Raw genomic sequence first — 11,689 nt, forward strand, 5'->3', positions numbered from 1 at the left:
GCCGGGCCGCGCTGAACCGGCCGAGAGGGCGACGCCGGGGGAGACCCCCCCGCGCAGTCGCGATGCTGGCCGGTCGGTTAGCCGTAATGGCAGACGTAATCGAGCGTCTCCAAGACCTCGATATCGAACTTGCTGTTGCCCGGCACGGAGAACTGCTGACCGGCGGCGTATTCCTGCCACTCGGCCTGACCGGCCAGACGGATGCGGCAGCGGCCGCTCGTGACTTCCATGATTTCGGGCGCATCGGTGCCGAACTGGAGCATAGCCGGGAAAATCACGCCCAGCGTCTTGCGCGTGCCGTCCGGGAACAGCACGGTGTGCGACACGCACTTGCCGTCGAAATAGGTGTTGGCGCGCTTGATTACGGAAACGTTGTCGAACTGCGTTGCGTTTTGCGTCATGACCGAATGCGGAGTCGAATGCGATGGAAAGTCGCGATGATGGGTCGATAAGCCTGCCCCAACGGGGCAAACGTGAATTCATGCTAGCACGTTTCGAACGTCCACCCGTCTGCATTTTGTGCGATGCACAACGAATTTGCCCCGTTGTGGTGCAAATTGCGAAATGTTCTGACGGAGGGTAACGACTACAACGTGCGGTGATGAAGCGCGCGTCTACGAGGGACGCCTGCGCGTGAGCGATGATAGCGGAACGTTGGTCGCGGTGGGGATGCCGGATGTTGGAGCGGGCGGCGAGCGTGACGCGAAGGTGACGCGAGGGAGGTGCGGAGGACGTACGGGGGAGGCGCTGGCGCGGTGGCCAAAGATAACGCGCCCGGACGGCGTTGCGCTGGTCCGGGCGTGGTCTGATCGACTCGTTAGACGCGACCGAGCATCAGGTATTCCATGAGCGCCTTCTGCACGTGCAGACGGTTCTCGGCTTCGTCCCAGACGACGCTTTGGGCGCCGTCGATCACGTCGGCCGACACTTCCTCGCCACGGTGCGCGGGCAGGCAGTGCATGAACAGTGCGTCCGGTTTGGCGCGCTGCATGAGGTCGGCGTTCACGCACCACTGAGCGAAGGCCGCTTTTCGTGCCTCGTTCTCCGCTTCATAGCCCATGCTCGTCCAGACGTCGGTCGACACGAGGTCCGCGCCCTCGCAGGCCTCGCGCGGGTCGTCGAACTCGCGCACGAACGGGCGGCTCGACTCGGCCACCATCGCCTGATCGAGGCGGTAGCCGGGCGGTGTCGAGATGTTGAACTGGAAGCCGAAGATCTCGGCGGCCTGTATCCACGTGTAGGACATGTTGTTCGCGTCACCGATCCAAGTCACGGTCTTGCCCTTGATCGGGCCGCGATGCTCGTAGAACGTAAAGATGTCCGCCATCACCTGACACGGGTGATATTCGTTGGTCAGGCCGTTGATCACCGGTACGCGCGAGTGCTGCGCGAAGCGCTCGATGATCTCCTGACCGAACGTGCGAATCATGATGATGTCGGTCATTCGCGAGATCACCTGGGCCGCGTCTTCGATAGGCTCGCCACGGCCAAGCTGCGTGTCGCGCGTGTTCAGAAACACGGCGTGGCCACCCAACTGGTGAATCCCGGCTTCGAACGAGAGTCGCGTGCGTGTCGAGCTTTTCTCGAAAATCATCGCCAGCGTGCGGTCGTGAAGCGGGTGGTAGGTCTCGTAGTTCTTGAATTTCTTCTTGAGAATGCGGGTGCGCTCAAGCACGTAGTCGTACTCGTCGAGCGTCAAATCCGAAAACTGAAGGTAATGCTTGATGGGTTTGGCGGTGGTCATTTGGATGTTCTGCTGGAGGCCGATAGCGCGGGAATTCAAAGGGAACTCTCTCGCTGGCGGCACGACGAACAAGCCTTGAGGCCTGTCCCCCGGTCAGGCGCGTGAAGGTGTTCTACCGGTTGCTGGCATCAGGGGAACAGCCGCTAGTCTACCAAATCGTTTTGCCGTCACACGAAAAGCGTATGATCGAGCGCGATGCTGCACGGCCAAAAACGGCTGGCAAGACCGAAAAAAACATCGGCAGCGAGGGTGGGGGACAGGTTTGAGTCTTATATAAGATATAATACTGTCTCTGTCAGCGACGCTACCCGCGTATGGCTGGCCAGGTGCTTTTTGAGGTGATTGAGCGATATGACCGACCAGGTTTCCGCGCGCGAGTATTTCATCCAGGGGCTCACCCGGGGTGGCAAGAAGTTCCGTCCGAGTGACTGGGCGGAACGTCTGTGCGGCGCCGTGTCGTTTTGTGGCCGGCGCGATACCGGCCCGAACGCATACATGCAGTACTCCCCCTATGTGCGTCCGATCATGGTGGGCGACGTCAAATGCGTCGTTGTTGACGAGCGGTTGCGCGACATCGAGCCGATGGCTTTCGATTTCGTGATGAATTTTGCGCGTGACAACGACTTGCAACTGACCGAAGCCTGCTTCGTTCCCGACGTCAAGTAATCCCCCGTGGCCGTTTTGCGGCCAGACGTGAGTGTCGGGCCTTTGGCCCCGACTCACCGTCGTTCTACCCCGTCGTCGCCCGTCGTGCGGTGACCGGCCTTGTGGTTCACGCCATTCACGCATTCGTCCCGGATTCTCTCGCAGCCGTACAGTGGCTTGCGCGCGCGTCGCGTGAGTGTGGTCGGCGTTCTTTGGCTTCAGCGAAAAGAAAAAGCCCGCACGAAGCGGGCTTTTTTTGTGTTCCGACCGAAATCGGAACCGGCAAGCAACTTGAGTCTGCTTGACCGCTTGCGCGGTTAGGCAGCAGCCGACATCGCCTTGATGGCGGCCGACAGGCGGCTCTTTTGACGAGCGGCGGTGTTCTTGTGAACGATCTTCTTGTCAGCGATGATGTCGATCGTCTTGGCCGACTTGCGCAGCACTTCCTTGGCAGCGGTGGGGTCGCCAGCGGCGATGGCCTTGCGGACCGCCTTGACTGCCGTGCGCAGACGCGAGCGCAGTGCCGAGTTGTGGGCGTTGATCTTAACGGTTTGACGCGCGCGCTTGCGTGCTTGTGCGGTATTTGCCATGTTCGGTGAATTCCTTGAATTGCTCCGCCTGATGCGGCTTCTATGCAGTTTGGCTCGGCTCCCTGGGAGACACGGTGGCCAGGAAGCAATCCATTGACTTCGAAACCGTCGATTATAGCCGAACGCCAATGGAAATTGCAACTTCTTTGCTGCAATGCTGTGCGTATAATACGCGCAACATGAATTTGCTCAAAGCTCTCGCTACGGTCAGCGGTTTCACGATGCTCTCGCGCATCACCGGTCTGGTCCGTGAAATCCTTATTGCACGCATGTTTGGCGCCGGTCCCATGACCGACGCCTACAACGTCGCATTCCGCATCCCCAATCTGCTGCGCCGCCTGTCCGCCGAAGGTGCGTTTTCGCAGGCCTTCGTGCCGATTCTGGCCGAATTCAAGTCGCAGCGCAGTCATGAGGAGACGAGAACCCTCGTCGATTCAGTGACCACCGTGCTGTTCTGGGGGTTGCTGGCGATCACGATTGCCGGGGTGCTCGGCGCGACCGGGGTCGTCTATGCCGTCGCGACCGGGCTCTCGCGTGAGAACGGCACGTTCGACTCGGCCGTGTTCATGACGCGCGTGATGTTCCCATACATCACGCTCATCTCGATCACGACCCTTGCCGCCGGCGTGCTCAATACGTGGCGGCGATTCTCGATGCCCGCGTTCGCGCCCGTGCTGCTCAATCTCTGTTCGATCATCGCCTCGCTGTGGGTCGCGCCGCATCTGGCGAAGCCGGTCTACGCGCTGGCCTTCGCGGTGATCGTTGGCGGCGTGCTGCAATTGGTCATCCAGCTCCCGGCGCTCGCGCGCATCGACATGTTGCCGCGCATCACGATCAATATCGCGGCGGCGTTGCGTAACACCGGCGTGAAGCGGGTATTGGCGAAGATGGTGCCGGCCACGCTGGCCGTGTCGGTGGCGCAGGTGAGCCTCATCATCAACACGAACATCGCGTCGCGCCTCGCGCAGGGCAGCGTGTCGTGGCTGGCGTATGCCGACCGGCTGATGGAGTTTCCGACGGCATTGCTCGGTGTGGCGCTGGGCACGATCCTGCTGCCGAGCCTCTCGCGCGCCCATGCCGATGGCGATGGCGCCGAGTATTCAGCCTTGCTGGACTGGGGGCTGCGCCTGACCTTCCTGCTGGCGATGCCGAGTGCCGTCGCGCTGTTCGTCTACGCCGAGCCGCTGACCGCAACGCTCTATCAATATGGCCGTTTCGACGCGACCGACGTCGCGATGACGGCGCACGCGCTGACCGCCTATGGCGTCGGGCTGGTTGGCCTGATTCTCATCAAGATTCTGGCGCCCGGCTTCTATGCCAAGCAAGACATCAAGACGCCGGTGAAGATCGCCGTCGTGGTGCTCGTTGCCACGCAGCTCTCCAATCTGCTCTTCGTTCGGTGGTTCGCCCATGCGGGGCTTTCACTGTCGATCGGCGTGGGCGCGTGCATGAACGCGGTGTTGCTGTTCGCGGGGCTTTACAAGCGTGGTATCTACCGGCCGGCGCCCGGATGGCGTCTGTTCTTCGTGCAATTGCTGGCCGCCTGCCTGATTCTGGCGGGCTTGCTGCTGTGGTTCACCCAAAGCTTCGACTGGGTGGCGATGGGCGCGCGCCCGCTCTCGCGCATTGCGCTGCTTGGCGCCAGTCTGGTGCTATGCGCGGTGGTGTATTTCGGGGCATTATTCCTCATGGGTTTCAACTTCTCGTTCTTCCGCCGACGCACTCGCTAGCGATTCGCTCGCGCGCCACTGGCACGGTGGACTTCACGGATACCGCATGGCGAATCGATTTCTCGAGTATTTTGCTGCGCTGGTCGCGTCCGACGACGGTCTACCGCTGACCGAAGCGGCCATCGCCATCGCGCAAGACGTCTATCCCGATCTCGACGTTCAGGACACGCTGACCCGGATCGACGCGCTCGCCGCGCGTCTGGCCAAGCGTCTGCCGCCCGACGCCGGGCCCCTGCAGAAGCTCCAGTTGCTCGATCATTTCTTCTTCCGCGAACTCGGGTTCTCCGTCAACCAGAACGATTACTACGATCCGGACAACAGTCATCTGCATGTGGTGCTGGACCGGCGTCGCGGCATTCCGATTTCGTTGGCCGTGCTTTGCATGGAGATTGGGCACCAGATCGGCCTGCCGCTGCGAGGCTTGTCGTTCCCGGGGCATTTCCTGCTACGGCTTGCGGTACCGGCCGGCGACGTGGTCATCGACCCGATTTCGGGCAACTCGCTTTCGCCGCAGCGACTGCTCGAAATGGTCGAGCCCTATCTGAAGCACTATCGCGACGAGAGCGCCGAGCCGATTCAGGAGTTGGCGCTTTGGGCGTTGCTGCACCCCTTCCTGGAGCCCGCCACGCCGCGCGAAATTCTGGCGCGGATGTTGCGCAATCTGCGAGCGATCTACACGCAGAACGAGCGATGGGAACGCGTGCTTGCGGTGCAGGAACGCATGGTGCTCGTCTTGCCCGACCAGCCGGTCGAGCAGCGCGATCGCGGGCTGGCCTATGCTCGCCTTGGGCTGGTACGTCCGGCGCAGGACGACCTTGAGCACTACCTGGGCACGCGCCCCGATGCCGAAGACGCCAATGCGATTCGGCAGATTCTCGACGACCTGAGCCGTCGTCCGGGCAGTCACGGATAACGGCCGGCGCTTCCTGTTCTCCCCCTGTCGTTTCCGTCGTCTCTAAGGCAAAACGCCCGCGGTGTCGGCTGGCGCTGCGGCATCGCGCGTCGTTCGTCGGGACGCGCGGGCCATTACGCCGACTGTGCCGCCAATTCCTGGACGCGTCGTTGCAGACCGGGTTTGTAGCCGAAGTGAAAGAACACCTCGGCCATCAGGAACATCGGTGCGATAAAGATCTGAAACACGTTATCGAGCAGTGCGGGCTTGCGGCCCTCGAAATGATGGCCGACCAACTGAACGATCCAGCCGCCGACGAACAGCACGCCAAAGACGGTCAGCGCCCACGGCCACGACAAGGTGGCCAGGTGCTGTGTGATGGCCAGCAGCGCGGCGAAGAAGGCCGTCATGGCAAGTGCCAGCGGGACATCGAGCAGGAAGTAATACATCAGCAGCACCAGCACGATCACATGCGCGACATTCAATCCGCTCGGGCCGAGCGGCAGCGTTGAGAACGCCTGCATCACGGCCAGTATGATCATGGGAACGCCGAAGAAATGGGTCAGACGATTCTTGGGACTGCGGTGATAGCGCTGGTAGAACGACATCTGTTGCGCCAGTGATTTCATGCCAACCTCCTGCCATGGGGACGGGAAGAACGCGGGATCGCCACCGACAGTCTCGGCGATTGAACCGACCGCAAGTGCGTTCGGATTTCCATTGTAGTCATCGCCGTGACGACAATTTGCTGCATTGCGGCAATTTGACTCGCCCCGTTGATGCGCCGGGAGCGACACTACCTGACACTGGCAAAAAAGGCGGCCCAGTGTGACCTGGCCGCCTTTCTCTACGTCGCCGTTCGCGCCGACCCGACCCCGGAGCGCAGCGAATGCTGCACGGGGTCAAGGGGGCGACGCTCGTGTGCTTACTTCAGTGCCTCGAACACGCGCGCACGAATTTCGTCCACGCTGCCTTGCCCCGAGATCTTGCGATACTGCGGTGCCTCGACGGTCGCGCCCGGGCTGCCATGCTTCGCCCAATCCGAGTAGTACGCCACGAGCGGCTTGGTTTGCGATTCGTACACGCTCAGGCGCTTCTTGACGGTGTCTTCCTTGTCGTCGTCGCGCTGCACGAGCGGCTCGCCGGTCACGTCGTCCTTGCCTTCGACCTTGGGCGGGTTGAACGTGACGTGATACGTACGACCCGATGCCGGATGCGTGCGACGACCGCTCATGCGCGTGATGATTTCGTCGAACGGCACGTCGATCTCGAGCACGAAGTCGATGGCGACACCGGCGTCCTTCATGGCTTCCGCCTGCGCAATCGTGCGCGGGAAGCCGTCGAACAGGTAGCCGCTTTTGCAGTCGTCGGCGCGCAGGCGCTCACGCACCATGCCAATGATGACGGCGTCCGGCACGAGGTCGCCCGCGTCCATGTAACGCTTGGCTTCGAGGCCAAGCTGAGTGCCTTCCTTGATCGCGGCGCGCAGCATGTCGCCGGTCGAGATTTGCGGGATGCCGAATTTCTCTTTGATGAAAGTGGCTTGGGTGCCCTTGCCGGCCCCGGGTGCCCCCAACAAAATCAGACGCATCAATGACTCCTGAAAGTTTGTGATTTGTGAATGCTGTGCGTGCGGCAGGCAGGCGTGTCCCCGGGATTCGGCGGCGGTTGCGGGTCGGGTGACCGGCCAACCGCGCTGCGCGCAGGCGACGCGTCGACAGGGCGCGTCGCGCGCGGCCGGGGAGGCTGCTCGCGAGAATCAGAGCGATTATGCCACGATGAGCCCGTCTGGCGGTGTTTTGCCGACCGATGGGCGTCGTACCGGTGCGATTTCCGGGACACGCGCGCGAGCGATTGGCCGGCGTGCCAACGCCGGCATTCGTGCTGGATCGGGCGTTAGTTCCGCAGCAGCGCGCGAACGCGTTCGAGATCATCCGCCGTGTCCACGCCCGGCAGCGGGGCGTCGGCAGTCACGAGCACGGCAATGCGCTCGCCATGCCAGAGGGCGCGGAGTTGTTCGAGCGATTCGGCGGTTTCGATCGGGGCCTGCGGCAGGCTCGGATAAGTGCGCAGGAATTTGGCGCGATAGGCGTAAAGCCCGATGTGACGAAAGACGGGCGTGGTCGCCGCGGGTAACGTTGCGGTGTGGGCAAGCCCGGCGGACCATGCATCGCGCGACCACGGAATCGGCGCGCGCGAGAAGTAGAGGGCGCGGCTATGGGCGTCGAGCACGACCTTGACCACATTCGGCGAGAAGATCTCCGCGTTGTCAGTGATCGGATGCGCCGCCGTCGACAGGGCACATTCCGGGTGCTCGGCCAGATGCGCCGCTACCGCGTGCACCAGACGCGGATCGATGAGTGGCTCGTCGCCCTGCACATTGACGACGATCGTGTCGTCGGGCCAACCCTGCTGGACGGCCACCTCGGCGAGACGATCGGTGCCCGTCGGGTGATCCGCACGCGTCAGGGCGACATCGAAGCCGTGCGCGGCGACGGCATCGGCCACACGCTGTGAGTCGGTCGCGACGACCACCTGACACGCCCCCGATTCGCGCGCCCGCTCGGCCACGCGCACGACCATCGGCTTGCCGCCGATATCGGCAAGCGGCTTGTTCGGTAGACGCGTCGACGCGAGACGCGCCGGCACGACGGCGACAAACTCGACGGTGTTCATCGAATCGCTCACGACGCCGGCTTGTCGCCGCTCAGCGGCACGGGCGTACCTTCGACGGACTGGCGCGCTTCATCGGCCAGCATGACGGGAATGCCGTCCCGAATCGGGTAAGCGAGCTTGTCGGCGTGGCAAATCAGCTCCTGGGCTTTCTTGTCGTACTCCAGGGGGCCCTTGCACAACGGGCAGACGAGAATCTCAAACAGTCGGTTGTCCACGCAATTTCTCCACTACCAGGGATACGAGGCGCGCGTCGAGCGCTGCCTCCGCAGGCACGGCCCACACGCGTGGGTCGGACCAGGTGACGCATTTTACTGCATCCTTTTCGGTGATCAGGATGGCATCGGCCGCGGCGCTGTCGAACGGATTCGTCGCAAAGTCGTAATGATCGGGCAACGCCAGCGTCTCGATCTGCAGACCTGCGCCACGCAGCGCCGCGAAGAAGCGCTCGGGCGCGCCGATACCGGCCGCCGCCAACACGCGTTTGCCCGAGAAGTGCACCAGCGCCCGGGTCAGGCTCGGCTGGCTCACGCACCAGGCATCGCCCAGCGTAAGTGTCAGCCGCCAGGTGTCGGGCCACTCGGGGAGCGTTTTGCCGTAAGGGTCGTTGATCAGATTGGCGTCGCGTCGGCGCGAGAGCGGTTCGCGCAACGGTCCGGCGGGCAGCAGGAAGCCGTTGCCGCCCAGCCGGTGATCGAATACGGCGATTTCAACGTCACGCGCGAGCGCGTAATGTTGCAGGCCGTCATCGCAAACGATGACGTCGCATGCCGGATGCGCGGCCAGCAGCGCGCGGCCACCTTCGACACGCGACGGCCACACCCACACCGGCACCCCCGTGCGCTTGGCGATCAGCAGCGGCTCGTCGCCGACCGCGTCGGGGCGTGCCGTTGGACTGACTTCGGTCGGACCTGGCAGCGCTGCCCCGTATCCGCGCGACAGAACGCCGGGCGTATAGCCGAGCGCGCGCAACGCGCCGACCAGCGCGATGACAGTCGGCGTTTTACCGGTGCCCCCCACGGTGAGATTGCCGACGACGACGACCGGAACCGGCAGCCGCGTCGACGTTCTCCATCCCCGGCGAAAGCTCAGTCGCCGCCAGACCGCCATGGCGGCAAAAACCCACGATATCGGCCAGAGCAGCCAGGCGAGGAGTCCTCGTCGCTGCCACTGGGCGCTGACCCAATGCACCAACGAGCCCGACAGACGCGGCACCAGCGCGCGCGAGCGCCCGCCCGCGGCAGGGCTGGGGGGGGATGAAGGTGTCGTCATCGGGACGGTTGACCCGCCGCGCCGTGGGCCGTCGTCGAGCGTGCGGCGAACGTCAGGCGAGACAGACCGGCCTCGCGGGCGGCTTCCATGACGTTGATGACCGACTGATGCGCGCTTTTGGCGTCGGCATTGATCACGACGACCGGCGACTCGGCGTCGGTGTTCGCGGGACCGGCCGCTTGACGCAGCGCTGCCGTAAGGCTCGCGACATCGCGCTGCGCGAGCGCGTGCCGGTCGATGGCGTAACTGCCGTCGGCGCCGACCGAGACCACGATCTGACGTGGCGGCACGACGGCCTTCTGTGCATCGGCCGTCGGGAGGTTGACCTTCAGCGCCGTGTAGCGCGTGTAGGTCGTGGTGACCATCAGGAAGATCAGAATGACCAGCAGCACGTCGATGAGCGGGATCAGGTTGATCTCCGGTTCGTCGCGTGTGGAGAGACCTCGACGGAAATTCATCGTGCGTCCCTCGGATCAATGCCGCGGCAGCGTGGCATCGAGGAAATGGACCGCCTGCGTCTCGAGTTCGACCAGGAACGCGTCGACACGGGTGCGGTAGTAACGATAGAAGATCATCGCGGGAATCGCGATCATCAGACCGAAGCCGGTGTTATAGAGCGCAACCGAAATGCCGTGCGCCAATTGCGCGGGATCCGTGCCCGAGGCGTCTTGCGCACCAAAGATTTCGATCATGCCGACGACGGTGCCGAACAGGCCCATCAGCGGTGCGACCGACGCGATGGTGCCCAGCGCGGGCAGAAAACGCTCCAGTTCGTGCGCGACAGCACGTCCGGTCTCTTCCAATGCTTCTTTCGCGCCTTCACGCGGACCCTGCGGGTTGTGGGCGACGTAGCGAACGCCGGTGGCGAGCACGCGCCCGAGCATCGAGCCGCGCGCCAACGCGTCGGTCGCGTCTTGCTTGCCCGAACCACGCCTGGCGAGCGTGATGGCATTTTCGAGCACGCCGCTCGGCAGCACGCGGGTGCGGCGCAGCGACAGGGCGCGCTCGACGATCAGGGCGAGCGCGAAAACGGAGGCGATGAGAAGCGGCCAGATGGGCCAGCCGGCGGCCTGGATAACGGCAAACAAGGACGACCTCTTACTTATTGCGGGGGATCGGGCAAACGAGTCCGAACTGTAGCTTGCAGGGGGGGGATGGGCAAGCACCGTTTTCCACACCACAGGCGCACAAGGATGTGGAAAAGCTTGGGATACATTCAGCAACTGATTGATGCGACGTGATTTTTTCCTCCGTGATGAAAAAATGGGCAGGAAAACGTTTCAGAAATGAACATATCCGCAAACTCACGATTCCCAGTCAATCGCCGCGCGCCTGTGGATAACTATGTGAACATGTCGGCGAATCAAGCGATCGCGTGACGATCGCGTTGATATCGCTTCACCGCATCGCCGCGAAGCGCTCCGCAAGGGCCGATAAATCAAGGGTTTGGCATCGGGGCGAAGGAAAAATGCGGCGACCGGGCGAGAAAACCCTTAAATTAGCGGGCCTGTGGACAGTTTTTTGCCGGCAAACACGCATGAACTTATCTTTCGACGACGCCCGGCCCGCTGGTGGCGCGGATCGCGTGCTAAGTGTTTCGGATTTGAACAAAGCCGTGGCCGGCGTGCTGGAGCGGAGCTTCCCCCTGGCATGGGTCAGCGGTGAAATTTCGAACTTCACGCGCGCGGCGAGCGGCCATTGGTATTTCTCGATCAAGGATGCGCAAGCGCAAATGCGCTGCGTGATGTTTCGCGGCCGCGCCCAGCACGCCGATTTCTCGCCGAAGGAGGGCGATCGGGTCGAAGTCCGCGCGCTGCTCTCCATGTATGTACCGCGCGGGGAGGTGCAGCTCAATGTCGAAGCGATCCGCCGCGCCGGGCAAGGCAATCTGTATGAGGCGTTTCTGCGACTCAAGGAAAAGCTGGCGGCGGCCGGGCTGTTCGACGCGGCGCGCAAGCGTGAGTTGCCGCGCTATGCCCGTCGCATTGGCGTCGTAACGTCGCTGCAGGCGGCAGCCCTGCGCGACGTGTTGACGACGCTCGCCCGGCGCGCACCGCACGTCTCGGTCGTGGTGTATCCCGCCCCGGTGCAGGGCGCCGATGCCGCCATGCGGCTCGCGGCGGCACTCGACACGGCCAACGCC

The 11,689-nt window shown here is 63.2% G+C and carries 14 protein-coding genes; 4 read left to right on the forward strand and 10 right to left on the reverse strand.

The window, feature by feature from the left end:
- Positions 1–77: 77 nt before the first annotated feature.
- Together A985_RS0107270 and argF are read right to left on the reverse strand one after the other, a co-directional pair.
- Entirely contained in the window at positions 78–401 is a 324-nt protein-coding gene (locus tag A985_RS0107270; RefSeq protein ID WP_017232739.1) for a pyrimidine/purine nucleoside phosphorylase, read from the reverse strand.
- A gap of 416 nt (positions 402–817) precedes the next feature.
- Positions 818–1,744: an ornithine carbamoyltransferase gene (argF, locus tag A985_RS0107275; RefSeq protein ID WP_017232740.1), complete on the reverse strand. Its 927-nt coding sequence runs from the start codon at positions 1,742–1,744 to the stop codon at positions 818–820.
- A 351-nt stretch (positions 1,745–2,095) separates the two neighbouring features.
- Here argF and A985_RS0107280 point away from each other — a divergent pair, with 351 nt between their 5' ends.
- Positions 2,096–2,410, forward strand: coding sequence for a DUF3579 domain-containing protein (locus A985_RS0107280; RefSeq protein ID WP_017232741.1), 315 nt, complete (start codon positions 2,096–2,098; stop codon positions 2,408–2,410).
- A 296-nt stretch (positions 2,411–2,706) separates the two neighbouring features.
- Here the strand turns inward: A985_RS0107280 and rpsT are convergent, their stop codons facing one another.
- Positions 2,707–2,979, reverse strand: coding sequence for a 30S ribosomal protein S20 (gene rpsT / locus A985_RS0107285; protein WP_017232742.1), 273 nt, complete (start codon positions 2,977–2,979; stop codon positions 2,707–2,709).
- A gap of 179 nt (positions 2,980–3,158) precedes the next feature.
- Between rpsT and murJ the strand changes: the two genes are divergently transcribed.
- Positions 3,159–4,709, forward strand: coding sequence for a murein biosynthesis integral membrane protein MurJ (gene murJ, locus A985_RS0107290; RefSeq protein WP_026131734.1), 1,551 nt, complete (start codon positions 3,159–3,161; stop codon positions 4,707–4,709).
- A gap of 46 nt (positions 4,710–4,755) precedes the next feature.
- Positions 4,756–5,622, forward strand: coding sequence for a SirB1 family protein (locus A985_RS0107295; RefSeq protein ID WP_017232744.1), 867 nt, complete (start codon positions 4,756–4,758; stop codon positions 5,620–5,622).
- Positions 5,623–5,735: 113 nt separating this feature from the next.
- Here the strand turns inward: A985_RS0107295 and A985_RS0107300 are convergent, their stop codons facing one another.
- From A985_RS0107300 to A985_RS0107330, 7 genes are all read right to left on the reverse strand, one after another.
- On the reverse strand, positions 5,736–6,230 hold the full coding sequence (locus A985_RS0107300) for a DUF962 domain-containing protein (RefSeq protein ID WP_017232745.1): 495 nt from the start codon (positions 6,228–6,230) through the stop codon (positions 5,736–5,738).
- Between the two features lie 296 nt (positions 6,231–6,526).
- On the reverse strand, positions 6,527–7,192 hold the full coding sequence (gene adk / locus A985_RS0107305; protein ID WP_017232746.1) for an adenylate kinase: 666 nt from the start codon (positions 7,190–7,192) through the stop codon (positions 6,527–6,529).
- Between the two features lie 305 nt (positions 7,193–7,497).
- Positions 7,498–8,277 carry a 3-deoxy-manno-octulosonate cytidylyltransferase gene (kdsB, locus tag A985_RS0107310; RefSeq protein WP_039830015.1) on the reverse strand — a complete coding sequence of 260 codons (780 nt, stop codon included), beginning with the start codon at positions 8,275–8,277 and terminating at the stop codon, positions 7,498–7,500.
- Positions 8,278–8,285: 8 nt separating this feature from the next.
- Complete coding sequence (locus A985_RS0107315) at positions 8,286–8,492, reverse strand: Trm112 family protein (protein WP_017232748.1); 207 nt, start codon at positions 8,490–8,492, stop codon at positions 8,286–8,288.
- Positions 8,473–9,489 carry a tetraacyldisaccharide 4'-kinase gene (gene lpxK / locus A985_RS0107320; RefSeq protein ID WP_017232749.1) on the reverse strand — a complete coding sequence of 339 codons (1,017 nt, stop codon included), beginning with the start codon at positions 9,487–9,489 and terminating at the stop codon, positions 8,473–8,475. Before lpxK ends, A985_RS0107315 begins: the two co-directional genes overlap by 20 nt.
- Positions 9,490–9,542: 53 nt before the next feature.
- A complete protein-coding gene (locus A985_RS0107325) occupies positions 9,543–10,004 on the reverse strand; it encodes a biopolymer transporter ExbD (RefSeq protein ID WP_017232750.1) in 462 nt (153 codons plus the stop codon).
- A 15-nt stretch (positions 10,005–10,019) separates the two neighbouring features.
- A complete protein-coding gene (locus tag A985_RS0107330; RefSeq protein WP_017232751.1) occupies positions 10,020–10,634 on the reverse strand; it encodes a MotA/TolQ/ExbB proton channel family protein in 615 nt (204 codons plus the stop codon).
- A 449-nt stretch (positions 10,635–11,083) separates the two neighbouring features.
- Between A985_RS0107330 and xseA the strand changes: the two genes are divergently transcribed.
- The coding region (gene xseA / locus A985_RS28500) for an exodeoxyribonuclease VII large subunit (RefSeq protein WP_017232752.1) at positions 11,084–11,689 on the forward strand (606 nt) is incomplete at its 3' end.

Origin of the sequence: Pandoraea sp. B-6 (assembly GCF_000282835.1) — a bacterium.
In the GTDB taxonomy this organism is placed as follows: Bacteria; Pseudomonadota; Gammaproteobacteria; order Burkholderiales; family Burkholderiaceae; genus Pandoraea; species Pandoraea cepalis.

Bases quoted from the DNA above. Each gene is read 5' to 3' on its own strand.
- adk (WP_017232746.1), bottom strand. From the start codon at position 7,192: ATGCGTCTGATTTTGTTGGGGGCACCCGGGGCCGGCAAGGGCACCCAA.
- A985_RS0107270 (WP_017232739.1), bottom strand. From the start codon at position 401: ATGACGCAAAACGCAACGCAGTTCGACAACGTTTCCGTAATCAAGCGC.
- murJ (WP_026131734.1), top strand. From the start codon at position 3,159: ATGAATTTGCTCAAAGCTCTCGCTACGGTCAGCGGTTTCACGATGCTC.
- A985_RS0107280 (WP_017232741.1), top strand. From the start codon at position 2,096: ATGACCGACCAGGTTTCCGCGCGCGAGTATTTCATCCAGGGGCTCACC.
- A985_RS0107300 (WP_017232745.1), bottom strand. From the start codon at position 6,230: ATGAAATCACTGGCGCAACAGATGTCGTTCTACCAGCGCTATCACCGC.
- rpsT (WP_017232742.1), bottom strand. From the start codon at position 2,979: ATGGCAAATACCGCACAAGCACGCAAGCGCGCGCGTCAAACCGTTAAG.
- argF (WP_017232740.1), bottom strand. From the start codon at position 1,744: ATGACCACCGCCAAACCCATCAAGCATTACCTTCAGTTTTCGGATTTG.
- A985_RS0107325 (WP_017232750.1), bottom strand. From the start codon at position 10,004: ATGAATTTCCGTCGAGGTCTCTCCACACGCGACGAACCGGAGATCAAC.
- A985_RS0107295 (WP_017232744.1), top strand. From the start codon at position 4,756: ATGGCGAATCGATTTCTCGAGTATTTTGCTGCGCTGGTCGCGTCCGAC.
- kdsB (WP_039830015.1), bottom strand. From the start codon at position 8,277: ATGAACACCGTCGAGTTTGTCGCCGTCGTGCCGGCGCGTCTCGCGTCG.